Origin of the sequence: Celeribacter ethanolicus (assembly GCF_001550095.1) — a bacterium.
Classification (GTDB): domain Bacteria; phylum Pseudomonadota; class Alphaproteobacteria; order Rhodobacterales; family Rhodobacteraceae; genus Celeribacter; species Celeribacter ethanolicus.
The window spans coordinates 138,928-164,125 of record NZ_LRUC01000006.1 but is presented as its reverse complement, the minus strand read 5'-3'; the positions used below and the strand labels follow the sequence as shown (position 1 = coordinate 164,125).

Genomic DNA, 25,198 nt, shown 5'->3' with positions numbered 1-25,198 from the left:
CCGGCAGCTCTTGGTAAATTCAATCTTGTCACACGTTTGTCTTGTGGCCCGGGAATGGTCGCGCCAACCTCTTCACCTAAAAGGAGATGCATCATGGACCATTCACACAAAGACATAAATCGCCGCGGCTTTCTGTCGGGCACAATCGCAGGAACCGCCTTGATTGCTCTTCACCCCTTTTCCGCGCGCGCCAGTACGAACCAGGCGCATTTGCGGATCATGGAAACTACGGATTTGCACGTCCACGTCTTCCCCTATGACTATTATGCGGACAAGCCCGTGGACACCGTCGGGCTCGCACGCACCACGGCGCATATCAATGCCGTGCGCGCCGAGGCGACCAACTCCATGCTTCTGGACAACGGCGATTTCCTTCAGGGCAACCCGATGGGCGATTACATCGCCTATGAGCGCGGCATGAAAGACGGCGACATGCACCCGGTGATCACCGCGATGAACACCGTGGGCTTCGACGCCTCGACACTCGGCAACCACGAATTCAACTACGGCCTCGACTTCCTGATGAAAGCGCTGGCGGGCGCAAACTACCCGGTGATTTCCGCCAACGTCATCAAGGAAATGGGCGCCGCCCCGCGCGAAGACGTCACACTCGTGCCGCCCTATGTCATTCTCGACCGCGAACTGACCGACGGCGCCGGTGAGACACATGCGATCAAGGTCGGGCTGATCGGCTTCGTGCCGCCGCAGATCATGATGTGGGACCGCAAGAACCTCGAAGGCAACGTGAATGCCCGCGACATCGTCGAAACCGCCCGCGCCTATGTGCCCGAGATGAAGGAGAAAGGCGCCGATATCATCATCGCGCTGAACCACTCCGGCATCGGCGCTGCCGAGCACACCGAGGGCATGGAAAACGCCTCCGTCCCGCTGGCGGAAATCGACGGTGTCGACGCGCTTCTGACCGGTCACTCCCACCTTGTCTTCCCCTCGCCGACCTTCGACGGTTATGCGGCGGTGGATGCCGAGAAGGGTCTGATCCATGGCAAACCCGCCGTGATGGGCGGCTATTGGGGCTCGCATCTGGGCGTTATGGATCTCTTGCTGGAATATGAAGGCGGAGGATGGCGTGTGGTGACAAGCTCCGTCGAGACTCGCCCGATCTCGCAGCGCGAGGAAGACCGTTCCATCACGCCGCTGGTTGAAAGCGTCGAACCGGTTCTGGCCTCCGTGCAGGACATTCACGACCAGACGCTGGAATATGTCCGCCGCGCCGTCGGCAAGACCGCCGCGCCCCTGCATTCCTATTTCGCGCTCGTCGCCGATGACCCCTCGGTCCAGATCGTGTCCAACGCTCAGCTTTGGTACATCGCCGAGATGATGAAAGGCACCGAACACGAGGGCCTGCCGATCCTTTCTGCCGCGGCCCCGTTCAAGGCCGGTGGTCGTGGTGGCCCCGAATATTACACCGATGTCGCGCCGGGCGATGTGGCGATCAAAAACGTCGCCGATCTCTACCTCTACCCGAACACCATCCGCGCCGTACGCATCAATGGCGCCCAGCTCAAAGGCTGGCTGGAACGCTCCGCAGGTATGTTTAATCAGGTCGAGAAGGGCGCGAAGGACGCGGTGCTCCTGAACCCCGACTTCGCCTCCTACAATTTCGACGTGATCGACGGCGTGACCTATCAGATCGACATTTCGCAGCCCTCGCGCTTTACCTCCAGTGGCGAACCGCTGAACCCGGACGCCTCGCGCATCGTCAACCTGACCTTCAACGGCGCGCCTGTGAGTAACGATATGGAGTTCATCGTCGCGACCAACAACTACCGCGCAGGCGGCGGCGGCACCTTCCCCGGCGCCGACGGCTCCACGGTGATTTTCGAAGGCCCCGACACCAACCGTGACATCATCGTGCGCTATATCGTCGATCAGGGCACGGTGAATCCGAAAGCCGACAACAACTGGTCTCTGGCGCCTCTGGGCGACACCACCGTCTTGTTCGAAACCGGCCCGGCGGCACGCACGCATCTGGCCGACCTCGAAGGTCTGACCATCGAAGACGCGGGCGAAGGCACGGACGGATTCGCCCGGTTCCGCATCACGCTCTGAGGTCAATCCCCCTGAAATCGAAAGCGACCGCGCCATGTCACACCGGCGCGGTCGCTTTTTTCGTTTACCAAATGGGCAAAAATAGAATCTGTGCCGATTTTTTATGCAGTCCGGAAGATTGTATACATAATTGTCGACCCCGCCTTTCCGGGAGGCTCGCGGGTGTGCTCTTCGCGCGCCATGCTGTGCCCGAACGACACAGGGGAGTCTCATGTTCCATAAATCCATCCTTACCATGGCCGCCTTCGCTTTGACCGCGTCTGCCGCCTATGCCGAGACCGCGATGCCCTTCGCACTCGACTGGAAATTCGAAGGCCCGGCCGCGCCCTTCTTCACCGCGATTGAAAAGGGCTATTTCTCCGACGCCGATCTGGCCGTGGAAATCTCCGCAGGCCAAGGTTCGCTCGACGCCATTCCGAAAGTCGCCACCGGCGCTTTCCCCGTTGGCATGGCGGACATCAACAGCCTCGTGAAATTCCTCGACCAGAACCCCGGCGCGCCGGTCATCGGCATGATGATGATCTATGACGCCCCGGCCTTTGCCGTCGTGGGCCGCAAATCTCTGGGCGTCGAAGCCCCGAAAGACCTCGAAGGCAAAGTCCTCGGCGCCCCGCCGCCGGATGGTGCCTGGGCGCAATTCCCGATCTTCGCGGCTGAGAACGATCTCGACATGTCGAAAATCACCGTCGAGCCCGTCGGCTTCCCGACCCGCGAACCGATGCTGGCCGAAGGCAAGGTCGACGCCGTCACCGGCTTCAACTTCTCGTCCTTCCTGAACCTCGTGCGTCTCGGCGTGCCGGAAGATGACATTTCGACGATCATGATGTCCGATTACGGCGTGAACCTTTACGGCAACGTCCTGATCGTGAACACCGACTTCGCCGCCGAAAACCCGGACGCCGTCAAAGGCTTTGTGGCTGCCGTTCTGCATGGCTGGAAAGACGCGATGGCCGATCCGAAAGCCTCCGTCGAATACATGATCAAATACAACCCTGCGTCCGATCTCGATCTCGAAACCCGTCGTCTTGAGCTTGCTCTCAAAGGCAACGTCTACACCGATTATGTCGCGGCAAACGGCATGGGCGGGATCGACGCCGAGCGTTTCGCAGGCTCCCTCGATCAGCTCAAAATGGTCTATGAATTCAAGGCCGAGCCGGACGCAAGCCTCTATTTCACTGAAGACTACCTGCCCGCCACCGACGCGCGCATGCTGAAGTAATCTCGTCCCGAGACTTTGGCGGGCGCGGGTCTTTCGGCTCGCGCCCGTTTTCATGCGGGCAAAAGGCAAGACCGAACCAAAATGGCAAACCTCATAGATATCAAGGGCGTCACCCACGCCTACAAGACCGACAACGGCCCCCTGCCCGTTCTCGACGATCTCAACATCTCCGTGCCCGAAGGCGATTTCTGCGCTGTCGTCGGCCCGTCGGGTTGTGGCAAATCCACCCTGACGAAACTCGTCGCGGGCCTCATGAAACCCGATCAGGGCGAGGTCTGGCTCCATGGCGAGCGCGTCACCTCCCCGCGCTCGACCGTTGGCATGGCGTTTCAGAACCCGGTCATGCTCGAATGGCGCACGATCCTGCAAAACGTGTTGTTGCCGCTCGAAATCGTGCCGAACAAGATGACCAAGAAACAGAAGGAAGAGCGTGGGCGCGAGCTTTTGGCCCTCGTCGGCCTCGAAGGGTTCGAGGACAAACGCCCCTCCGAGCTGTCCGGCGGCATGCGCCAACGCGCCTCGCTCTGTCGTGCCATCGTGCACAAGCCCGACGTGTTGATCATGGACGAACCCTTCGGTGCGCTCGATGCCTTCACCCGCGAAGACCTGTGGCAAACCATGCATGCGCTCCGCGCCGAGGAACCCTTTACCGGCGTGCTGATCACCCACGACCTGCGCGAAAGCGTCTATCTCGCCGATGAGGTCATCGTGCTCTCCGGTCGTCCGGCCACGACGCAGCATGTCGAAAATGTCAAACTCGACGGGCGCACGGATCTTGAGGTGATCTATACGCCCGAAGCCACCGAGATTCTGCACCGCCTGCGCCATCAGATCGAGATCGCGCAAGGGCGTGCGAAAGACGAGGAGACGGCATAATGAAAACCTTCAAAAAGATCGCCACGCCGACCATCGCCATCGTCATCTTCCTCGCCTTCTGGGAGTTCATCGTCTGGGTCAACCAATGGCCGAATTACAAAATGGCATCCCCCTCCGACCTGATCCCGGCCTATGCAAAATACTGGAATCTTTTCCTGATTTACGGCTGGCAAACGCTCTGGCGCACGGTCGTCGGGCTTCTGGTCGCCGTTGTCTTCGGCACGCTCATCGGCATGATCATGGGCTTTTCGCGCACCATGCGCGACGCGCTTTATCCGCTTTTGGTCGGTTTCAACGCCATCCCCAAAGCCACCGTCGTGCCGGTGATCGCCCTCATTCTGATTGGCCAACACGATCTGAACACCGTGCTGATCGCCTTCATGATTTCGTTCTTCCCGATCTCGGTCGCGGTCTCCATCGGGCTGTCGACTTTGGAGCCGGAATATCGCGATATTCTGCGCTCTCTGGGTGCGTCGAAATGGACAATTTTCTGGAAGATCGCCCTGCCGAAAACCCTGCCAGAGTTCTTCGGCGCATTGAAAGTCGCGGTCACGCTCGCCTTCATCGGCACCAACCTGATGGAGATCGTCGAGCCGCATGGCAAGGGCCTTGGGCACCTGTTCGACAGCGGCAAGATCAACGCCGACTACCCGTTGATGTTCGCGGTGCTGATCGCTTTGGCCTTCCTCGGCATCCTGCTCTACTACATCGTGGTGGCGTTGGAGAAAATCTTCGCGGGCTGGGCGGAGAGACCGCAGGGGTAACCCGACCGAACCAAGAAAAAGGGGCGCCGGTCTGGCGCCCCTTTCGCGTTTTGTGCGTGGGTCTTTATGTGTTTGAGATCAGAGCTGACGCGTCGCGAAGTACCAGTCCACGACATTCTGCCCCTCGGGCGCTTCGGCGAGTTTCGCCAGAGCGGCGGCAGCGGTCGGCGGCGTCGGCACGATCACCGGATCGCCCGGCTTCCAGTTTTCCGGCATCGCACATTTGTTCTCATCGGCGGCTTGCAGCGCCACCACGAGGCGATGGATCTCGTCCACGGAGCGGCCCGCGTTCATCGGGTAATAAACCATGGCGCGCAGGATACCGTTCGGGTCGATGATAAACGTCGCCCGCACCGCTGCCGTGTCGGAAGCGCCCGGCTGGATCATGCCATAAGCATTCGCCACGCTCATCGAGAGGTCGGCGATGATCGGGAACTTGATCTCGACGCCCCAGTTTTCCTTGATGTTGAGCATCCAGGCGATGTGCGAATAGTGGCTGTCGATGGACAGGCCCAGGAGTTCCACACCCATGGCGTTGAACTCATCCTGTTTGTTGGCAAAGCCGATGAATTCCGTGGTGCAGACCGGGGTGAAATCGGCCGGGTGGGAGAACAGGATCAACCATTTGCCTTTGTAATCTTCGAGCGATTTGACCCCATCGGTGGTCACGGCCTTGAAGGCGGGGGCGGGTTTGTTCAGTTGCGGGCCAACTTGAGATCCTGCTGCGGCTTGAACTTGATCGGTCATTTTTTCAGTCCTTTGTTTTCTCAGTGTTTCTCTTCAATGTCTGTCGTCTCGGGCCCGGTGTTTGTCTCTCGCGCCCTGTCGATGAAAAAGAGATAGCTCTTGCGAATTGATTGTTGAAACGAATAAAAAAGATCAAAGTAATTGAGGAATTCGATTAATGATTCTCCCCACCCTGCGCCAACTCCGCTTTCTCGTCGCCCTTGCCGACGAGCTGCATTTCGGACGGGCCGCCGAGACCTGCCTTGTGACGCAATCGACGCTGTCGACCGGGCTGCGCGAGTTGGAAGACATCCTCGGCGCGCCTCTGGCCGAGCGCACCAAGCGCTCCGTGTTGATGACCCCTCTGGGCGAAGAAATCGCCGCCCGCGCCCGTGCGATGCTGGCCGAGGCGCAGGACATCGTCGAACTGGCCCAGACCCAATCCGGCACGCTCCGCGGCACGATGAAGCTCGGCACCATTCCGACGGTCGGCCCCTTCCTCTTCCCCCGCCTGCTGCCGCGTCTGCGCGACAGCTATCCGGACCTGCGGCTCTACATGCGCGAGGAGTTGACCGAACACCTCATCGCGGGCCTGCGGGCCGGGCGGCTCGATGTGATTCTCATCGCCCTGCCTTTCGAGACCGGCGATCTGGAACTGGAGCCCCTGTTTGAAGACGATTATCAACTCGCCACCGCGCCGGGGCATCGGTTGATTTCCGACAGGGCCATTGGCGGTCCCGATCTCGATGACGAAACCCTGCTGCTTTTGGAACGCGGCCATTGCCTGCAACGTCACGCGCTTTCGGCCTTTCCCGACACCCATGCGAAACAAGACGAAACCTTCGCCGCCACCTCTCTCCCGACTTTGGTCGCCATGGTGGAACAGGGCCTCGGGATCACCCTCCTGCCCCAGCTTGCCATCGACGCAGGCGTCACCCGCAACACCGACATCCAACTGACCCCACTCTTTGGCACCAAACCCCGCGAGGTGGTGCTCGCCTGGCGCAAAAGCTCGGCGCGCAGCGAGGACTTCCGCCTTCTGGCCGAGCTTCTGCGCGAGGAACGCGCCCGTCTCGGGACCTGAACCGCCCTCTTGCTTTCCCGTCACATGACCACTATGTAACGCGTCGAGAGGTTGGCGCGGGCGAGCGCCTCGCCAACCCGGTCAGGTCCGGAAGGAAGCAGCCGTAACGAGCCCCGCTTGGGTCGTTGTCCAGCCTCTCACCTAACCTTAATGCGAACCGAGGAGGAATTTGATGATTGTCGCTACCGCCCCTCGGGCAGCCGCTTAAGGCCTTTCCCATCATCGGACTGCCCGAAACCGTTCCCTTCCGCCGCCCGTCCGGCGCGGAAGCCCTTTCGTGTTTTGCAAGGCAGACATCATGATTTCCGATCTGAACATCCTCGGCTGGTCCCAGTTCTTCAACGGCCAGCTCGATCTCACTGAATTCGACTCTCTCACCCCCGTGCGCCTCTCCGAGGTCCGCCGCCGCTCCGTCGTGGCACTCACTCCCGCTCTGGAGCGTCTGGACATCGCCCTGACCGGCGATCACGTCGCGACCGACATGGCCGTGGGCGATTTTGTCCTCACCGACGGCGAGCGCCTGATCCGCGTTCTCGACCGCAAGACCGTGATCTCCCGCAAGGCCGCCGGCATCGCGGCGCAAGCCCAGCTCATCGCCGCCAATATCGACACGCTGTTCATCACCACGTCCTGCAACCACGATTTCAACGAAGCACGGCTCGAACGTTATCTTGCCATCGCCATCGAGGCAGAAGCCACCCCGGTGATCGTCATCACCAAGGCCGACAAGCCCGAGGACATGCCTGCGGAGATCTACGAAGACCGCGCCAAGGCCCTCTATGAGGGCGCCGAAGTGCTGTTGATCAACGCCAAATCGCCGGAGGACATCGCCCGGCTTGAGCGCTATTGCGGCACGGGGCAGACGATTGCTCTCGTCGGCTCGTCGGGCGTGGGCAAATCCACCATCGCACGTGGCCTCACCGGTGAGGACATCGAGGTCGGCGACATCCGCGAAGACGACGCCAAGGGCCGGCACACCACCACGGCGCGCTCGATGCACCGGATGCATGCGGGCGGCTGGCTAATTGATACTCCCGGCATGCGCGAACTCGCGCTGCATGACGCCTCCGAGGGCATCGCGACCCTGTTCGAGGACATCACCGATCTGGCCACAGAGTGCAAATTTTCCGACTGCCAACACCAGACGGAGCCGGGCTGCGCGGTGCGCCGCGCGATTGAGACCGGAGAGTTGGACCCGAACCGTTTGGAACGCTGGCGCAAGCTGGTGGATGAGGACGCACGCAACTCCGAGACCATCGCGGAATCGCGCGAACGCGGGCGAAAATTCTCCAAAATGGTGAAATCCGTAAAGAAAGCCAAAAGCGCCAAACGCGGCGAGTGATCCTCTTGGAAATGAGGTTGCGGGGACCCGTCCCCGCCCTTACCTTAGCCGCAACCAAGGAGGCCCCGCATGACCGACACCACCACCGGCTACAAGGTTCTGGCGCGCAAATACCGCCCGGAAACCTTTGCCGATCTGATCGGTCAGGATGCCATGGTCCGCACCCTGAAAAACGCCTTTGCCGCCGACCGGATCGCGCAGGCCTTCATCATGACCGGCATTCGCGGCACCGGCAAAACCTCTACCGCGCGGATCATCGCCAAGGGGATGAACTGCATCGGCGCAGATGGCACGGGGGGGCCGACAACCGAACCTTGCGGGGTCTGCGAACATTGCGTCGCGATTTCCGAAGGGCGTCACGTCGACGTGATGGAGATGGACGCCGCGTCGCGCACCGGTGTGGGTGACATTCGCGAAATCATCGATTCGGTGCATTACCGGGCGGCCTCCGCACGCTACAAAATCTACATCATCGACGAGGTGCACATGCTCTCCACGAGTGCGTTCAACGCGCTCCTGAAGACGCTCGAAGAGCCGCCCGCCCACGTCAAATTCATCTTCGCCACAACCGAGATTCGCAAAGTGCCGGTGACGGTTCTGTCGCGTTGCCAGCGGTTCGATTTGCGCCGGATCGAGCCGGAGGTGATGATGAATCACCTTGCGGGCATCGCCGAAAAAGAGGGCTCTGAAGTCGCGCAGGATGCCCTCGCGCTGATCACCCGTGCCGCCGAAGGCTCCGTGCGCGACGCGCTGTCTCTGTTGGATCAGGCGATTTCCCACGGTGCGGGCGAGACCACCGTCGATCAGGTCCGCGCCATGCTGGGGCTGGCCGACCGGGGGCGTGTGCTTGATCTTTTCGACATGATCATGATGGGCGATGCCGCAGCCGCGCTCGGGGAACTCGGCGGTCAATATGCCGACGGGGCCGACCCTCTTGCCGTGCTGCGCGATCTCGCCGAGATCACCCATTGGGTCTCGGTGATCAAGATCACCCCCGCCGCCGCCGAAGACCCGACCATCGGCCCGGACGAGCGCGCCCGTGGCCTCGCCATGGCCGAAAAACTGCCCATGCGGGTGCTGTCCCGCATGTGGCAGATGCTTCTGAAAGCGATCGAAGAAGTCTCCGCCGCGCCCAATGCAATGATGGCATCCGAAATGGCGATCATCCGGCTCACCCATGTCGCCGACCTGCCGATGCCCGAAGATCTGGTGCGCAAGCTCACCGAACAAAACCCGCCGCCGCGCCCGCCGTCTGGCCCGGCGGGTGGTGGCGCGCCTTCGGGCGGCGGCTCGACCAATGCTCAGGGTGGAGCCGCTGGCGGCACGATGGCACCGCGCGGTCCGGTTCATGCCCCGACCATGAGGGCGGGCACCGCAGCCACCGCTCCGGCTCAGGCCCCGGACATGGCCCTTGCCCGCTACGTGAGCTTTCAGTCCCTCGTCGATCTTGTCGGCGAGCACCGCGACATGAAACTCAAGATCGACATGGAATCCTATGTCCGCCTCGTGAGTTATCGCCCCGGCTTCCTCGAGTTCGAGATGACGCCCGACGCTGATCCCGAATTCCCGCAGCGCCTGCGCAGCCGCCTCTTTGCCTTTACCGGCCAGAACTGGGGCGTGACGCTGGCAAAGGCCCCCGAGGGCACGCAGACACTGCGCGAAGTGACCGAAGCCGAGGAGCGCGCACTCCGGGCCAAGGCCATGGAACATCCGATGGTCGCGAAAGTGTTCGAGCTGTTTCCCGGCGCGGAAATCACGAAAATACGCACGCCGGAGGCCATCGCCCAAGAGGCCGCCCTCGATGCGTTGCAGGAAGTCGAAGACGAATGGGACCCGTTCGAAGAGTGAACGCCCTCACAGGAACTATGGAGTAACAGATGTTCAAAGGCCTTGGCGGTCTCGGCGATATGGCCGGGATGATGAAAAAAGCCCAGCAAATGCAAAAGGATATGGCCGAGCTTCAGGAAAAGCTCGAAACCATGACCGTGACGGGCGAATCCGGTGCGGGTCTGGTGAAGGCGACCGCCACCGCGAAAGGCCAATTGACCGGCCTCGACATCGACCCGACGATTTTCCAGCCCTCCGAGAAAGAAGTGGTCGAGGATCTGATCCTCGCCGCCATCAAGGATGCGCAAGCGAAAGCCTCCGAAAAGGCCGAAAGCGAGATGAAGGCCCTGACCGAGGGTCTGGGTCTTCCCGCCGATTTCAAACTGCCGTTCTAAACCGTGAGCGGTCGTCAGGACATCGAGGATCTGATTGATCTCATGGCGCGCTTGCCAGGGCTTGGGCCGCGGTCCGCACGCCGCGCCGTTCTGCATCTGATCAAGAAACGCGGGCGGCTGATGCAGCCCCTCGCCCAATCCATGCAAATGGTCGCCGATCAGGCCCGCGAATGTGTGCGCTGCGGCAATATCGGCACGGCTGATCTCTGTGACATCTGCGCGGACGAGCGACGCGCCAATGGCGAGATTTGCGTGGTCGAAGATGTCTCCGATCTCTGGGCCATGGAGCGCGCGGGCGTGTTCAAGGGCCGCTATCATGTTCTGGGCGGAACGCTCTCGGCGCTCGACGGCATCGGGCCAGAGGACCTGCGCATCCCGGCGCTCGTGACCCGCGTCGGCGACGAACAGGTGCGCGAAGTGATCCTTGCCCTCGGTGCTACGGTCGACGGCCAGACCACCGCCCATTACATCGCCGACGAGCTGTCCGGACGCTGCACGGTCAGCTCTCTGGCCCAGGGTGTGCCGGTCGGCGGCGAGCTCGACTATCTCGACGACGGCACCATCACCGCCGCGCTGACCGCCCGCAAAAGCTTCTGATCCCATAAACGAAAAAACCCGGAGCCTGCGGCCCCGGGTTTCTCATGTCGTTCGACGCGACGATTATTCGTCATCGTCCTCGTCGTCACGGTCCGGCAGGTTGAAGAAGCTGTCGGCATCCGGCAGCTCGTCTTCTTTGTCATCGTCATCGGCGGTGAGCGAGAAGGTTTCAAGCCCCGCAATCGCGGTCGGAATCTTCGGCTCCGTATCCATCTCGAGCGAATCCTCGGTCGACAGAAGCTTGCGTCGTTCGTCGTCGCTCATCGACGCGTCGCGGTTTTTCGAGGCTTTCTGAACGGCCGCATCCAACTCGGACTGTTTACACAGCCCCAGAGCCACCGGGTCGATGGGCTGCATGTTGGCGATGTTCCAGTGGGTGCGCTCGCGGATCGACTGGATCGTCGGCTTGGTGGTGCCCACCAGTTTCGCGATCTGGCCGTCGGACAATTCCGGGTGGAATTTCACCAGCCAGAGGATCGAATTCGGACGGTCCTGACGTTTCGACAGCGGCGTATAGCGCGGGCCACGGCGCTTCTCTTCGCCCTGGGCTGCGGCGTTGAACTTGAGCTTCAGCCTTTGCAGCGGGTTTTCTTCCGCCGACTTGATTTCTTCGGCCGTCAACTGGTTGTTGGCGATCGGATCGAACCCGCGCACGCCACCGGCGACCTCGCCATCGGCGATGCCCTGCACCTCGAGCTCATGCAGACCGCAGAAATCGGCGATCTGTTTGAAGCTCAGCGTGGTGTTGTCGACCAGCCAAACAGCGGTGGCTTTCGCCATAATCGGTTTTGCCATGGGTCACACTCCTTAAAAATGCGGCTCTCCCCGGATACAACTTTCCCGTCGCCTGAAAGGGCTTTCCCCGATGGGGACGGTTCTCGTTGTCGGGGAACTTCGCCGCTGTATAGTGCGGATCGCAATCGGAGGAAAGAGAAAATGCGTCAACGGATCGTGACCGCCCTAACCTGCCTTGGTCTTCTGACCGCCACGCCCGGCTTTGCCGAGGGCGAACAGGCGGGCGATTTCGACTATTACGTGCTGTCGCTCTCTTGGTCGCCCACATGGTGCGCGCTCGAAGGCGACGCCCGCAACTCGCCGCAATGCGACGGCGATTTCGGCTGGGTGCTCCATGGTCTCTGGCCGCAATATGAACGCGGCTGGCCGTCCTATTGCCACACCTCCGCACAGGATCCGTCGAAACGCGAGACCGCCGCCATGGAGGACATCATGGGCACCTCGGGCGCGGCCTGGTATCAATGGAAGAAACACGGGCGATGCTCCGGCCTCACAGCCCAGGACTTCCTCTCTCTGTCCCGGGAAGCCTATGACAAGTTCACCCGCCCCGAGGTGTTCCGCAAACTCAAGAACGACGTGAAACTCCCGGCTTCCGTCGTCGAAGAGGCCTTCCTCCGCGACAACCCCGGTCTTGAGGCCAACGAGATCACCGTGACCTGCAAAAATTACCGCATCCAGGAAGTCCGCATCTGCCTGACCCGCGATCTCGAACCGCGCAAATGCGGTGCGGATACGATCCGGGATTGCACGCTGGACGATGCGCTTTTGGAGGCCATCGACTGAGTATTTGAAGCAGCAAAGGAAACAGCCACCCGTCTCCTTTGCTGCCAAAATACTCACATCTCCAGAACGATCTTGCCGATATGCGCCCCGCTTTCCATATGCGCATGCGCGCGCCCGGCCTCGTCCAAGGCATAAGCGCTGTCCATCACCGGCCCGACCTGACCCGCTTCGATCAGCGGCCAGACCTTTGCCAAAAGCGCCTCGGCGATCTTCGCCTTGGCCTCATCGGATTGCGGACGCAGTGTTGATCCCGTCACGGTCAGACGCCGCATCATGATTTGTGCAAAGTTCACCTCGGCTTTGGAACCTTGCAGGAAGGCGATGTTCACCAAACGGCCTTCCATCGCAAGCGCCTTGATATTGCGGGGGATATAGCTTCCCCCGACCATATCGAGAATGAGGTTCATCCCGCCCTCAGCCTTCGCCACCTCAACAAAATCCTCGTCGCGATAATTGATCGCACGCTCCGCGCCGAGATCGAGACAGGCCTTGCATTTCGCTTCCGACCCGGCGGTCGCAAACACCCGTGCACCAAAGGCCCGGGCAAGCTGGATCGCCGTCGTCCCGATGCCCGAGGACCCGCCATGGACCAGGAAACGCTCCCCGGCCTGCAAGCCGCCGCGCATGAACACGTTCGACCAGACGGTGAAAAACGTCTCCGGCAGGCAAGCCGCCTGTTTCAGAGACAGGCCGTTGGGGACAGGAAGCGCATGCGCTGCGGGCGTCGCGACGTATTCGGCATAGCCACCGCCGGGCAGGAGCGCGCAAACCTGATCGCCGACCGCCCAACCCGACACGGACGCCCCCACGGCCACGACCTCCCCCGCGCCCTCAAGACCCGGCAGGTCGGAGGCCCCCGGCGGCGGGTTGTAAAGCCCGGCGCGTTGCAGCGCATCGGGCCGGTTCACCCCGGCATAGGCCAGTTTGATCACGATCTCATCGGCGCGCGGCCTCGGCACAGGGCGGGTGCAGGGTTTCAGCACCTCCGGCCCACCCGGTTCGGAAATCTCAACGGCGCGCATGGTTTCGGGCAGGTTCACGGTTTGGCTCATTGCGTCACCTCCGCCCCCTCTTTTTGCGTCCCCGGCACATCCGCGCGCCGTGCTCCCGCAGGTGCCTTCACCATCGAAAGCGCCGCGTTCGGCAGGGCAAACATCGCCGACAGGAGCTTGTTGTCACGCACCTTCGCCTTTGCCTTCTCAACCTGCATCACATCGTCGATGCGCCGGTCGAGAAACGCCTTGGTGTCGGCAAAGCCATCGCTGTCATCGCCCAGCCAGAACAGCACCACGGAGGCAAACACCCCGGACAGCGTCGCGCGTTTCGTGTACCAGTTCACATCCTCCGATGTGTCGCCCAGCGCGGTCCAGATCGCATCCGCCGTTTCCCAGACCAGTTTCGTGCCCTCTGGCGCCAGATGCGGCAGCGAGAAAAGCGACATGCCGCGCCGCACCACTTCGCGGTCCACCGCCTGAAGCCGCAGCCAGACGGCATGGGCGATCTTGTCGCGGAACCGCATCTGCGACATGTCGGCTTCCGCCAGCGCCTTGACCATCTCACGGTCGCCCCGTTTGTGATAGGCCGCCGCCAGATCGACCGATCCGCGCGGGGCCGCCACCCTGGCCAGCGCCTCGGACACACCCGAATCAGCCACTGCCGCCTTGAAGCTGTCCGGCCCCCAGCCGTCGAAAACCACATGGATCAATGCCGCATCGAGCAGTTTTTCACGGGTCGGATCGGGATAAGCGGTGGTCGGCATGTCTTTGTCCTCCTTCAGGGTCTCGGGCATAGTAGACAAGCTAGAGTGTCTTTGCTATACGGCCACCTCCTGCAATTTTTGCAAATCTAACTTAGGAAGGTGGTGACACCACATGCAGGTTAGCGTTCGTGACAACAACGTCGATCAGGCCCTCCGGGCTCTGAAGAAAAAACTTCAACGCGAAGGCGTTTTCCGTGAAATGAAGCTCAAGCAACATTTCGAGAAGCCGTCCGTGAAGAAAGCGCGCGAGAAGGCCGAGGCCGTCCGCCGTGCCCGCAAGCTGGCTCGTAAAAAAGCTCAGCGCGAAGGCATGCTCTAATTAGAGCGAGTTCGACGTTTCGAACGGTCCTTTCGGGGACAGATAAAAATACAACCCCCGGCAGCTCTCGCTCCGGGGGTTTGTTTTTGTCTTCCAGTCCGGCTGTGCCTCAGCCCTTGCGACGCGGCGTGGCGTCGCCACCTTTCGCGCCTTTGCGGAAGGGCTTCGGGCCGCCGGGACGTTTGAATTTCCCCTCCGGTTTTGCGCCCGGTTTACCTGTCGGTTTGCCGCCCGGTTTGCCCATGGGCTTGCCCGACGCATGTCCGACGTTTGTCCGACGTTTTGCCGACGGCTTATCCCCGCCGTTTTCCGCAGCAAAACTGCCGCCCTTGCGATGCGGTTTCTTCGGCTTCGCAGGCGCATGCACCGCGTCGTCGCGTTCCTTGCGCACAGGCCGCTCGAACTTCGGTTTCTCCGAACGCGGGCGCTCTTGCGGCGCAGTTTCGCTCAGATAATCTCCAGCGGAGGTATTGCCGCGCGGCTTCTCGAAACGCGGTTTGCCCTTGGACGGAAAAGCTTTTTGCGGCCGCCCGGCAGGGCTGCGCCGCCCGCGCTGCATCTCCGGCTCGCCCGCAAGCGCCGTGACCGTGATCCCGTCCTCAAGCACGTTGCCCGCCCCGAGCCGATCAAGGAACCCCGAAAGCGCCGCTTCCTGCAATTCCACGAAGGTCTCCGTGTCTTGCATGCGGATCTTACCGATTTGAGTTTTCTCAAGATTTCCGGCCCGGCACAACAGCGGCAACAACCAGCGCGGCTCCGCATTGCCATCCCGCCCGACCGACAGGGACACCCATTTCGACGGGCCGAAAGCCGCGCGCGCATCCTGCGGGCGCTGCGCCGTATGGACGTTCAGCTCTTCGGGGGCCGAGAGGCCCGCGCGATACAGACGCAGACAGGCGGTCGCCACCTGTTCCGGGCTGAATTTTTCAAGAAGCTTCGCGGCAAAGGCCTGATCGTCCTCGGACAGCTCCCCCGCCCAAGCCGCATCTTCCATCAACCGGCTCTCGTCGAGCGCGAGAATCTCCTCGGCGGTCGGTGCATGAATCCATTCCGCTTCGATCTTCGCCCATTTCAACAGGCGCGCAGCTTTTTTCGAAACATTATCCGGGGCGATCAGAGCCGAAATCCCTTTGCGCCCGGCCCGGCCCGTCCGACCGGAGCGGTGCAACAGACCTTCGGTGTTGGTCGGCAGATCGGCGTGGATCACCAGCTCCAGATTGGGCAGGTCGATGCCACGCGCGGCCACGTCGGTGGCCACACAGACGCGCGCACGGCCATCGCGGAGCGCCTGCAACGCATGGCTGCGCTCGTCCTGCGACAGTTCGCCGGAAAGGCTCACCACGGCAAAACCCCGGTTCGCGAACCGCGCCGTCAGACGCGCCACCGCGGCGCGGGTGTTGGCAAAGACGATGGAGGTCTGGCTGTCGTGATAGCGCAGAAGGTTGATGATCGCATGCTCGGCATCGCGCGGCGCGCATTGGATTACCTGATAGGTGATGTCGCTGTGCTGTTCGCGTTCGCTGATCGTGGTGACGCGAACGGCATCACGTTGATAGGTCTTGGCAATTTCGGCGATAGACTTGGAAACCGTGGCCGAGAACAACAGCGTACGACGGGTTTCCGGCGCTTCGCCCAGCATGAATTCCAGATCTTCGCGGAAGCCGAGATCGAGCATCTCGTCCGCCTCGTCGAGCACAATCGCGCGGATGTCCGACAGGTCCAGTGCGCCGCGCGTGATGTGATCGCGCAGACGGCCCGGTGTACCGACGACGATATGCGCGCCACGCTCAAGGCTACGCCGCTCGGTGCGGGCATCCATACCGCCGATACAGGTCGAAATCCGCGCGCCGGTTTTGGCATAAAGCCAGCCCAGTTCGCGGGCGACCTGCATGGCAAGCTCTCGGGTCGGGGCAACGACAAGCGCGAGCGGGCTTCCGGCATGATCGAAACGCTCTGCGTCTCCGAGAAGCGTCGAGGCGATGGCAAGGCCGAAGCCCACGGTTTTGCCCGACCCCGTCTGGGCCGACACCAAAAGATCCGCCTCCGCAAGTTCGGGGGCGGTGACGGCGGTTTGCACGTCGGTCAGGGTGTCGAACCCGCGCTCGGCGAGGGCTTCGGAGAGAGGCGTCAGCATCAGGGGAAAATCCGTATGGGCGCCCAAACGCGGGCGCAAGATAGCGTTCTTTAGCGGGTTTGTTCGCAGGAGTCTACAGGGGGTCGAGGCTCAGCCCCTGCGGTTTCGTCCGCTTTTTGAGTATTTTTACAGCAAAGGAAAGATCTGAGGGGCTAAACAGACGTTAAGGTTAATCAGATTAAGGTTAACGCAGGTGGAAGGGACGCGGAAGGGAGGCGTCAAGCCTCGCTGGCTGCGAGCTCTGCCCATTCCGCATCGCTGAACACCCGCGCTTTCGACAGAAAACAGCGCCCCCGCCCGGTATCAAGCGAAAATCCCGCGCCATGACCGGGGCCCGCATCGAGGATCATCTGGCTGTGTTTCCAGATCTCGAAGAGCGAAGCGGAAATCCAGACCGCTGCGCCCTCAACCTCCCCCAGTTTCACGTCGCGCATGCCGATCAGGTAGTCGCCCTTGCGGTAGCACATGGGGGAAGAGCCGTCGCAACAGCCTCCGGATTGCACGAAGACGACCGGGCCGTGTTCGGCGGTGATCTCGGACAGGAGATCGAGGGCGGCTTCTGTGGCGATCACACGGGCGACGGGCATGGCAAACCTCCTATCGTGTCATGAGGCAGAAACGCCCTGCCCTGTCCTGCGATCGCAGTGAGAGCAGAGCGTTCGACTTCCGGCTTTCGGGCGGAAGGGCGCGGGGGCGTGGCCCAAAGGGGGAGGAGAACACGCACCCCGCAAGGGGTAAGCCCTCAACCGGGCTTAACCAGAGCAGAGGTTTCTCAGAAGAACCCCAGCTTATTCGGGTTGTAGGAGACGAGCATGTTTTTCGTCTGCTGGTAGTGATCGAGCATCATTTTGTGGGTCTCGCGCCCGATGCCGGATTGTTTGTAGCCACCGAAGGCCGCGTGGGCCGGGTAGGCGTGGTAGTTGTTGACCCAGACACGCCCCGCCTCGATATGGCGCCCGAAGCGATAGGCGCGGGTCCCGTCACGGGTCCAGACGCCGGCGCCGAGGCCATACATCGTATCGTTGGCGATATGGAGCGCCTCTTCTTCGTCCTTGAAGGTCGTCACGGAAACAACCGGACCAAAGATTTCTTCCTGGAAGACGCGCATCTTGTTGTGGCCTTTCAGGATCGTCGGCTGGATGTAATAACCGCCTGCCAGATCGCCGTTGAACCGTGCGGCATCGCCACCGACCAGAACTTCGGCGCCTTCTTCGCGACCGATGGTCAGATAGGACAGGATTTTCTCCTGCTGCTCGGAGCTGGCCTGAGCGCCCACCATGGTATTGATGTCACGCGGATCGCCTTGTTTGATCGCTTTCACACGGGCGATACAGCGCTCGATGAATTCGTCGTAGATGTCTTCCTGAATGAGCGCACGCGACGGGCAGGTGCAGACCTCGCCCTGGTTGAAGGCAAAGAGCACAAAACCTTCGACCGCCTTGTCGAGATAGGCGTCATCTTCGGCCATCACGTCGGAGAAGAAGATGTTCGGCGATTTGCCACCGAGCTCAAGCGTCACCGGGATCAGGTTTTCGGTGGCGTATTGCATGATCATCCGACCGGTCGCGGTGGAACCGGTGAAGGCGATCTTCGCGATGCGCGGCGAACGTGCCAGCGGCGCGCCCACTTCGGCACCATAGCCGTTGACGATGTTCAAAACACCCGCCGGAAGCAGATCGGCGATATGCTCGATCAGAACCATGATCGCAGCCGGGGTCTGTTCCGCCGGTTTCAGCACGATACAGTTGCCCGCAGCCAGAGCCGGCGCCAGTTTCCAGGCAGCCATCAGGATGGAGAAGTTCCACGGAATGATCTGGCCGACAACGCCCAGAGGTTCGTGGAAGTGATAGGCCACGGTATCGTGGTCGATCTCGGACATGGTGCCTTCTTGGCTGCGCAGAACACCGGCGAAGTAACGGAAATGGTCGACCGAAAGCGGAATGTCTGCGGCCATGGTTTCGCGGATCGGCTTGCCGTTGTCCCAGGTCTCGGCGGTCGCGATATGTTCGAGGTGCTCCTCGATCCGGTCTGCGATTTTCAGCAGGATGTTGGAGCGCTCGCCCGCAGAGGTTTTGCCCCAGGCTTCGCGCGCCGCATGAGCCGCGTCGAGCGCCAGTTCGATATCTGCCGCGTCGGAGCGGGCGACTTCACAGACCTTCTCTCCGGTGATCGGGGTCGTGTTGTCGAAATATTTGCCGTTCACAGGCGGGGTGAACTTGCCGCCGATGAAGTTGTCATAGCGGGTTTTGAAAGGGGAAGCGTAGTGTGCGCTTGCCTCGGCCTGAACGTTCATTGAGTTCCTCCTCGTTGTTGCATGACGTCCTCCACGTCACGCTATAGGAGGAAATGTGAACGCTCACATAAGGGCGGCGCAATCCCCGGAAACCGACGCCGCAGCGCGGCAATGTCTCACCTCTGAGACAGGTTGAGACAGGTTCCGGTCAGTTTGCACCCGTATCATTTAGACCGAGCCTGTTCATCCGCCGATAGAGCGTGGCCCGCCCGATCCCAAGCTCGCGCGCCGCCGCCGAGAGATTCCCGCCCGCCCGCGCAATCGCGCGTTTGAGCGCCGCCCGCTCGGCCCGCTCCAGAGCGGAGGCGGAATCGTCGCGACCGAGAATATCTGAGGCCGGGCGTGGCGCGATCTGGCTTCCGAAGCCCAGCCCATAGGCACGCCGGGCCGCACGGGTTGCTCCGATGATCAGATCGTCCTGATCGACGGCCAGAAGTACGGCACCTTCCGGGCGCTCCTCGGGGGCCGCGATGATGCGGGCTTTCGGGAATGCCGCACGGAAGGCTTCGGTTTCGATCTGCTTCGCGGTCTGAGACACCACGCCTGCGATCAGGCGCGCATAGGCTTCGGTCTGATCGGCGCGACAGGACGACACGTCGAGCGCCGCGATCAATTCGCCATCGGGGCCGAAGATCGGCGCATCCATGCAGGACATCACCGTGTTGCGGCTCATGAAATGTTCGCCACGATGGATCGTCAGCGCACGAGCCTCGGTGATACAGGTGCCGATGCCGTTGGTGCCCTCGGCCTCCTCCGACCAATCCGCCCCGGTCCAGAGCCCCCAGGCCCTGAACGTCTCCGCATCGGCATCCTTCGAACGCTGATCGAGCACCACCCCGTCGCGATCCGTCATCAAAACGGAACAGCCGGTGTTTCCGACCATCTGAAAGAGCTGATCGAGCTTGGGTGCGGCGAGGCCCATGAAGCCCTCGAGACGGGCCCGGCGCTCCGCGATCTCCGCGTCAGAGAAACGGCGCGGCCCGGGATCGCGGCTCGGATCCAGCCCGTGCTTTTGCAAAGACCGCCGCCAACTGGCCGTCAGACGCGTGCCGACGGAGCCCGATTCGACGGTGGAAATGATGTGTTCAGCGTGGTTTGTGCGCATCCTGGCCGCCTCCTCCCAAACGCGGCGTCCGACAGGCTTACCATAGGGCAGACGATTTCGCCAAATCGTGATCCTGCGGCTGCATTGTCAAACCGGGAGGGCCGTCGTTTTGAAGACGGTGCGCATGGCAAAAGAGGATTGCATGGTCTGCACCCCCGGCAAACGCACGAGCTGGCGATGCACTTCGGCGAAATGATCGGTGTCGGCGGCCACCACCTTGAGGATATAATCCGCCTTGCCCGCCATGAGGTGACACTCCAGCACGTCCGGCATGTTGCGCACGGCTTTCTCGAAGGCGGCCAGAATGTCATCTGCCTGGCTGGTCAGGGTCACTTCGACAAACACGGTCGCCCGGCGGTCGAGATGACGCGGATCGAGAAGCGCCACATAATCGCGGATGATCCCCTCCGCCTCCAGCCGCTGCACCCGCCGGTGACAGGCCGAGCTCGACACATTGGCCTCCTGCGCCAGATCGGCATTGGAAATCCGCCCGCGTCGCTGCAAGATCCGCAAAATCCGGCGGTCAGTGTCGTCAAGTCTGATCATCGCGCAGCTTTCTCCCGCTTCAATCCATCAGGATGCAACAATCTCCCACGATTGTTTTCTTACGACAAGAGCGACGGAAGACATGCGAGACCACGTATCATGGATATGTGTCCCTTGCGGTGCAGCACACCGCGGAAAAGGCCCGCACCCTCCCGGATGCGGGCCTTTCTCCATTCGGCATTCGGTCGTCGCGGACTTATTTCTTCAAAGAGTCGCGAATTTCGAGCAGCACGTCGAGTTCGGACGGCCCCTTCGGTGCCTCGGGCGCAGCCTCTTCTTCCTTGACGGCGGAATCCTTCACCTTGTTCACGAACTTGACCAGCAGGAAGACCACGACGGCGATGATCAGGAAGTTGATCACGGCCATGATGAAAGAGCCATAGGCAAAGATCGCAGCCCCCGCTTCGCGTGCGGCCTCCAGCGACATACCCGGCGCGACCTCGCCGGAAATCACCACATAGCGGTTCGTGAAATCGAGCCCGCCGGTGAAGACCCCGATGATCGGATTGATCAGATCGTCAACCATGGATTTCACGATGGCGGTGAAGGCCGCACCGACAATGATCCCGACGGCCATGTCCATGACATTGCCCTTGGCGATAAACGCCTTGAATTCTTTAAGCATTTCGAAGTTCCACTTCTGTCCCACACAAGGCCGCATGCTTTGGGCGCGGCGCTGCACATTGCATAGCACAATGCCGCACATGCGGAATGGTTTTTTTCCGGGCCGGACGCCATAGGTTATGTGTCAATTCGAACGCATCAGGGAAAACTTATGGCAACTCTCACTCACCCGATCACTGCGCGCTGGCCCGCCCGACACCCCGAAAAGCTTCAGCTCTATTCCTTTCCGACACCGAATGGAGTCAAGGTCTCCGCCGCGCTCGAAGAAATGGGCATCGACTATGAAGCGCATCTCGTGACCCTCGCCGATGCGGATGTGAAAAGCCCCGAGTTTCTGGCGCTCAACCCGAACAACAAGATCCCGGCGATCATCGACCCGAACGGGCCGGACGGGGAACAGATTGAGCTGTTCGAAAGCGGGGCGATCCTGATCTATCTCGCCGAGAAAACCGGAAAATTCCTCTCGAAAGACCCGAAGACGCGCTATGAGACGATCCAGTGGCTGATGTTCCAGATGGGCGGCGTCGGGCCGATGTTTGGCCAGCTCGGGTTCTTCTACAAATTCGCAGGCGCCGCGATGGAAGACCCGACCGCGCGCGACCGGTATATCAACGAAAGCAAACGCCTCTTAAATGTGCTGGAACAGCGCCTCGAGGGCCGCGACTGGATCATGGACGACTATTCCATCGCCGATATGGCCATTGCGCCCTGGCTCAACGCGCTCGACTTCTATGGCGCGCAAGAGGTCGTGGGCTATCACGATCTCAAGAACGTCCCGGCCTATGTCGAGCGCTTTTATGCCCGCCCCGCGGTGGATCGCGCGAAAAACATCCCCGCGCGCCCGGCGTAAGGCGATAGACCCTTCTCCGGACAAAAGTTAGGGTGTGCGCAGAGTTACGACGCGAGTGCACACCCCATGACCAATCTGCCCCCCGACCGCGCGACCGGCGCACTGGCCGGATATCTGGCCGAAGCCCGGACCACGCGACTGTTTTTCCTGATCCTCACGCTCTATTTCGTCGCCCAGATCGCCCTGCGGCTGGTCCTCGGCGGCGCACTGGAGACGGATGAGGCGGAAATGCTGTTGATGACGCCCGGTCTGCGCTGGGGATACGGTCCGCAACTGCCACTCTACAACTGGTTGCAGACCGGGTTATTCACCATCTTCGGCGAGACGCTCTTTGCGCTCTCCCTGCTCAAAAACCTGCTGCTCTGGGCCACCTATGCGCTGCTCTTCGTCGGGCTGCGCGCCTTTGTGCCCGCCCGGGTCGCGGCCTTGAGTGCCTTGTCACTGTTCCTCATTCCCGACATCGCCTGGGAAGCCGAGCGCGCAACGACCCATTCCAACATGCTTCTGGCCACGATCTCGGCGACCATCGCCGGGTTTCTCTGGTCTCTGCGCACCGGGCAATGGCGGCACTGGGCACTGTTCGGGCTGGCCATGGGGCTCGGCGGCATTGCGAAATACAATTTCTGGGCCATTCCCGCGGGACTTGTGCTTGCGGCATTGACCATCCCCGAGGCCCGGCAGCGCCTGCTGTCCCTGCGCGCGCTCATTGCCCCGGTGATCGCCGCCGCCATCGTGGCCGGACCCTATCTCTGGATGCGTGCCAACCCTGATTTGGCCCTGTCCTCGGTCGGCAAGATGGAGCTTTCCGAAGAGGCCGCGCGGCTCATTCCCGAAGGCGTGTCGCTATACCTTCAAGGGCTCGTGGTGCTTCTGATCCTGCCCACGCTCGTTGCGGCGGTGTTGTGGGTCCTGTCGCGTCGCCAGACCGCCGAGACCTCCGCACATTGGTCCGTATCCCTGTTCCAGAGAACCGGCATGGTTCTTGCCCTCGCCGGGCTGATCCTCGTCTGGGTCGCGGATGTCGGTCACATCACCCCGCGCTGGCTCCTGCCCATCGTTCTGCCGCTGGTGATTGCGCTGTACCTGCACCTTTCGGCGCGCCTCTCCCGCGCGGCAACCCTTGGTTATCTCGGCACCCTCGCGCTTCTGGCCGTTCTGGTCTTTGCCGGGTTGTCTCTCGATCGCTACAAGGACGGCGCCCGGCGCGATCTCGATTTCATGCCTCTCGTTCAGATGATTGAGGACATGGACCTGCCGGAGGACACGCTGATCGTCGCGGACTTCTATGTCGGCGGCAATCTGGCCCGCATCCACCCGGATTGGCGCATTCTCTCCGATCTACCGGCAGGAGCACGCATGGAAGAGGCCACTCAACTCCTGCTTCTGAGCCGCAACATGCGAGCAGAGCAAGGTCTGTCGCAGCTTGCCGCACGGGTCGGCTGGCCCTATGCGACCGAGGCGGACTATGGCGCAGAACAGCAGATCGCGCTGCCGTTCCACCATGGTGAGAAAACGCTGCCCCTCCGCCTGCTCCACGGCACGGCACGATAAGGAAAACCAATGCAGACATCCGAGGACGCCAGACTGTCGAGGATCTTTTTCCTCTTGCTATTCGGCTATTTCACCGTGCAAACCGTGCTGCGTACTGTGTTGGGCGGCACGTTCGAATTCGACGAGGCGGAGATGTTCGTGCTCGCGCAGGACTATCGCCTCGGCTACGGGCCACAGACGCCGCTTTACAACTGGCTTCAGGCGCTCACCTTCGACCTTTTCGGCACCACCACATTCGCCATCGCCCTGCCCAAGAACATTCTGCTGTTCCTGACCTATGCGCTGAGCTTCGACGGGTTTCGCCGCCTTCTGCCGGTACGTATCGCCATCGCCGTGACGCTGGCGCTTTTGCTTTTGCCCAACGTCTCCTGGGAGGGTCAGCGCGCGGGTTCGCACAGCATTGCCATGCTGGCGCTCATTGGCGCGACGCTGAATGTCATGGCCCGACGTATTGCCGCAGCAAAAAACGGCGACCATCGCCTGTCCCATGCGCTCCTCCTGGGCGTGGCCCTCGGGCTGGGCGGGATCACAAAATACAATTTCTGGCTCTTTCCGCTGCCCCTTTTGCTTACTGCGGGTTGGTTTCCCGAAATCCGTCAGGCGCTGTGGCGTCGCGATCTCTGGCTCACGCTGCTCGTCGCTGTCGCGCTTCTGGCCCTGCCGATGGGCTGGGCCGTGACCCATCTCGGCATGACCACGGCCGCCAGTGATACGCTCTATCATCCGCCCACCTTCGAGGGGCTGCCTCCACCGCTTCTTGGGCTCACGACCATGCTCGCGGAGACACTGGCCGGGCTCGCCCTCCTCCTGCTTACGCTTGTCGCTCTGCGCCTGCCTTATGGCCGCCGCCTCTTCGCTCTCGGTCGGCTGCCGACCCTGTCGCGCTGGATGCTCGCTTCCGGTGCTTTGGGGCTTGTCGTCATCGCCCTTCCCGTCGTCGGCTTCGGCGTCACCGACGTCCAGGCCCGCTGGCTTATCCCTCTGCTGATCCCTCTGGCATTCGGGCTCATGCTCTGGGTCGCGCCGACACTCACGCCCCGCCTACTGCGCAATTTCTTCCGCTTTTGCGCCCTGCTCGCACTCTTGATCATCATCGCCATCGCAGACACCCGACTGCGCGGTGCGGGTAGCGACTCGCTCGACATCGAGAGCCTCGCCGAAGCCATCGAGCAGGATCTGCCCGAAGGGGCCACGCCGCCCGCCGTCGTCAGTTTCAACTTCTACTATCCGGGCAATCTCAAATATCTGCGCCCGTCCTGGACCGCCCTGCCCTCGCATCCCGGCGGCACGATCCCTGACGATCTCGAACGGATCGTCGTCATCGGCATCACCGATCCGGACAGGATCATGGGCAAACTCACCACACACGGATTGATCCCCGCCGTGTCAGAGCCCGGCCCTCTGAGCGTCGCCACACTCCCTTATCGCTTCGAAGACGTGAAAACCCGCGACGTCCCCTATGTGATCATCCCGTTGCAAAATAACCAATAAAAAACGGCGCCAAATAGGCGCCGTTTTTCAATTCTCCATCCATTCTGA

24 protein-coding genes and 1 other RNA gene are annotated in these 25,198 nt (G+C 61.6%); 15 read left to right on the top strand and 10 right to left on the bottom strand.

The features are described 5' to 3' along the window. Nucleotides 1–93: 93 nt before the first annotated feature. The 4 genes from NH195_RS02685 (at nucleotide 94) to NH195_RS02670 (ending at nucleotide 4,929) form a co-directional block, all read left to right on the top strand. Nucleotides 94–2,070, top strand: a complete 1,977-nt coding sequence (locus NH195_RS02685) for a bifunctional 2',3'-cyclic-nucleotide 2'-phosphodiesterase/3'-nucleotidase (RefSeq protein WP_066702661.1) — start codon at nucleotides 94–96, stop codon at nucleotides 2,068–2,070. Between the two features lie 211 nt (nucleotides 2,071–2,281). Beyond that, nucleotides 2,282–3,289, top strand: a complete 1,008-nt coding sequence (locus NH195_RS02680) for an ABC transporter substrate-binding protein (RefSeq protein WP_066702659.1) — start codon at nucleotides 2,282–2,284, stop codon at nucleotides 3,287–3,289. 81 nt (nucleotides 3,290–3,370) lie between these two features. Continuing rightward, nucleotides 3,371–4,165 carry an ABC transporter ATP-binding protein gene (locus NH195_RS02675; RefSeq protein WP_066702657.1) on the top strand — a complete coding sequence of 265 codons (795 nt, stop codon included), beginning with the start codon at nucleotides 3,371–3,373 and terminating at the stop codon, nucleotides 4,163–4,165. Continuing rightward, nucleotides 4,165–4,929: an ABC transporter permease gene (locus tag NH195_RS02670; RefSeq protein ID WP_066702654.1), complete on the top strand. Its 765-nt coding sequence runs from the start codon at nucleotides 4,165–4,167 to the stop codon at nucleotides 4,927–4,929. Before NH195_RS02675 ends, NH195_RS02670 begins: the two co-directional genes overlap by 1 nt. A 78-nt stretch (nucleotides 4,930–5,007) precedes the next feature. On the opposite strand, the gene NH195_RS02665 is transcribed toward NH195_RS02670, so the two are convergent. Then, nucleotides 5,008–5,676 carry a peroxiredoxin gene (locus NH195_RS02665; RefSeq protein WP_066702652.1) on the bottom strand — a complete coding sequence of 223 codons (669 nt, stop codon included), beginning with the start codon at nucleotides 5,674–5,676 and terminating at the stop codon, nucleotides 5,008–5,010. Nucleotides 5,677–5,833: 157 nt separating this feature from the next. On the opposite strand from NH195_RS02665, the gene NH195_RS02660 reads away from it, so the two are divergent. The 6 genes from NH195_RS02660 to recR all read left to right on the top strand — a co-directional run bounded on the left by NH195_RS02660 (nucleotide 5,834) and on the right by recR (nucleotide 10,900). Further along, nucleotides 5,834–6,739 (top strand): hydrogen peroxide-inducible genes activator, encoded by a 906-nt coding sequence (locus NH195_RS02660; RefSeq protein ID WP_066702649.1) that lies wholly within the window; start codon nucleotides 5,834–5,836, stop codon nucleotides 6,737–6,739. 45 nt (nucleotides 6,740–6,784) lie between these two features. Further along, nucleotides 6,785–6,881: signal recognition particle sRNA small type (ffs, locus tag NH195_RS02655), an RNA gene on the top strand. Between the two features lie 156 nt (nucleotides 6,882–7,037). Then, a complete protein-coding gene (gene rsgA, locus NH195_RS02650; protein ID WP_066702646.1) occupies nucleotides 7,038–8,081 on the top strand; it encodes a ribosome small subunit-dependent GTPase A in 1,044 nt (347 codons plus the stop codon). Between the two features lie 69 nt (nucleotides 8,082–8,150). Continuing rightward, entirely contained in the window at nucleotides 8,151–9,929 is a 1,779-nt protein-coding gene (locus NH195_RS02645) for a DNA polymerase III subunit gamma/tau (RefSeq protein ID WP_066702643.1), read from the top strand. A 29-nt stretch (nucleotides 9,930–9,958) separates the two neighbouring features. Continuing rightward, nucleotides 9,959–10,303: a YbaB/EbfC family nucleoid-associated protein gene (locus tag NH195_RS02640; RefSeq protein ID WP_066702640.1), complete on the top strand. Its 345-nt coding sequence runs from the start codon at nucleotides 9,959–9,961 to the stop codon at nucleotides 10,301–10,303. Between the two features lie 42 nt (nucleotides 10,304–10,345). Further along, nucleotides 10,346–10,900, top strand: coding sequence for a recombination mediator RecR (gene recR, locus NH195_RS02635; protein WP_420795650.1), 555 nt, complete (start codon nucleotides 10,346–10,348; stop codon nucleotides 10,898–10,900). A gap of 63 nt (nucleotides 10,901–10,963) precedes the next feature. Here recR and NH195_RS02630 read toward each other — a convergent pair whose 3' ends face one another. Continuing rightward, nucleotides 10,964–11,695 carry a DUF1013 domain-containing protein gene (locus NH195_RS02630; protein ID WP_066702635.1) on the bottom strand — a complete coding sequence of 244 codons (732 nt, stop codon included), beginning with the start codon at nucleotides 11,693–11,695 and terminating at the stop codon, nucleotides 10,964–10,966. Between the two features lie 141 nt (nucleotides 11,696–11,836). Between NH195_RS02630 and NH195_RS02625 the strand changes: the two genes are divergently transcribed. Beyond that, the gene (locus NH195_RS02625; RefSeq protein ID WP_066702633.1) at nucleotides 11,837–12,478 is read left to right on the top strand and encodes a ribonuclease T2 family protein; all 642 of its coding nucleotides are present in this window, start codon (nucleotides 11,837–11,839) and stop codon (nucleotides 12,476–12,478) included. Between the two features lie 53 nt (nucleotides 12,479–12,531). On the opposite strand, the gene NH195_RS02620 is transcribed toward NH195_RS02625, so the two are convergent. Both NH195_RS02620 and NH195_RS02615 read right to left on the bottom strand, forming a co-directional pair. Continuing rightward, entirely contained in the window at nucleotides 12,532–13,512 is a 981-nt protein-coding gene (locus tag NH195_RS02620) for an NAD(P)H-quinone oxidoreductase (protein ID WP_066702978.1), read from the bottom strand. 14 nt (nucleotides 13,513–13,526) lie between these two features. Next, on the bottom strand, nucleotides 13,527–14,237 hold the full coding sequence (locus NH195_RS02615; RefSeq protein WP_066702975.1) for a COQ9 family protein: 711 nt from the start codon (nucleotides 14,235–14,237) through the stop codon (nucleotides 13,527–13,529). A 112-nt stretch (nucleotides 14,238–14,349) separates the two neighbouring features. On the opposite strand from NH195_RS02615, the gene rpsU reads away from it, so the two are divergent. Continuing rightward, entirely contained in the window at nucleotides 14,350–14,556 is a 207-nt protein-coding gene (rpsU, locus tag NH195_RS02610; protein ID WP_058263026.1) for a 30S ribosomal protein S21, read from the top strand. A gap of 109 nt (nucleotides 14,557–14,665) precedes the next feature. Here rpsU and NH195_RS02605 read toward each other — a convergent pair whose 3' ends face one another. The 6 genes from NH195_RS02605 to mscL form a co-directional block, all read right to left on the bottom strand. Beyond that, the gene (locus tag NH195_RS02605) at nucleotides 14,666–16,690 is read right to left on the bottom strand and encodes a DEAD/DEAH box helicase (protein WP_066702970.1); all 2,025 of its coding nucleotides are present in this window, start codon (nucleotides 16,688–16,690) and stop codon (nucleotides 14,666–14,668) included. Between the two features lie 218 nt (nucleotides 16,691–16,908). Further along, nucleotides 16,909–17,277, bottom strand: a complete 369-nt coding sequence (locus NH195_RS02600; protein ID WP_066702631.1) for a DUF779 domain-containing protein — start codon at nucleotides 17,275–17,277, stop codon at nucleotides 16,909–16,911. Nucleotides 17,278–17,462: 185 nt separating this feature from the next. Then, nucleotides 17,463–18,983: an aldehyde dehydrogenase gene (gene adh, locus NH195_RS02595; RefSeq protein ID WP_066702627.1), complete on the bottom strand. Its 1,521-nt coding sequence runs from the start codon at nucleotides 18,981–18,983 to the stop codon at nucleotides 17,463–17,465. A gap of 148 nt (nucleotides 18,984–19,131) precedes the next feature. After that, complete coding sequence (locus NH195_RS02590; protein ID WP_066702623.1) at nucleotides 19,132–20,088, bottom strand: GAF domain-containing protein; 957 nt, start codon at nucleotides 20,086–20,088, stop codon at nucleotides 19,132–19,134. An 87-nt stretch (nucleotides 20,089–20,175) separates the two neighbouring features. Next, nucleotides 20,176–20,631 (bottom strand): Lrp/AsnC family transcriptional regulator, encoded by a 456-nt coding sequence (locus NH195_RS02585; RefSeq protein ID WP_066702967.1) that lies wholly within the window; start codon nucleotides 20,629–20,631, stop codon nucleotides 20,176–20,178. A gap of 199 nt (nucleotides 20,632–20,830) precedes the next feature. Further along, nucleotides 20,831–21,259 (bottom strand): large conductance mechanosensitive channel protein MscL, encoded by a 429-nt coding sequence (mscL, locus tag NH195_RS02580; RefSeq protein ID WP_066702620.1) that lies wholly within the window; start codon nucleotides 21,257–21,259, stop codon nucleotides 20,831–20,833. A gap of 150 nt (nucleotides 21,260–21,409) precedes the next feature. Here mscL and NH195_RS02575 point away from each other — a divergent pair, with 150 nt between their 5' ends. From NH195_RS02575 to NH195_RS02565, 3 genes are all read left to right on the top strand, one after another. Next, nucleotides 21,410–22,108: a glutathione S-transferase N-terminal domain-containing protein gene (locus tag NH195_RS02575; protein ID WP_066702617.1), complete on the top strand. Its 699-nt coding sequence runs from the start codon at nucleotides 21,410–21,412 to the stop codon at nucleotides 22,106–22,108. Between the two features lie 66 nt (nucleotides 22,109–22,174). Beyond that, nucleotides 22,175–23,659: a glycosyltransferase family 39 protein gene (locus tag NH195_RS02570; RefSeq protein WP_066702615.1), complete on the top strand. Its 1,485-nt coding sequence runs from the start codon at nucleotides 22,175–22,177 to the stop codon at nucleotides 23,657–23,659. Between the two features lie 9 nt (nucleotides 23,660–23,668). Beyond that, nucleotides 23,669–25,150, top strand: a complete 1,482-nt coding sequence (locus NH195_RS02565) for an ArnT family glycosyltransferase (protein WP_066702612.1) — start codon at nucleotides 23,669–23,671, stop codon at nucleotides 25,148–25,150. Nucleotides 25,151–25,198 lie beyond the last annotated feature (48 nt).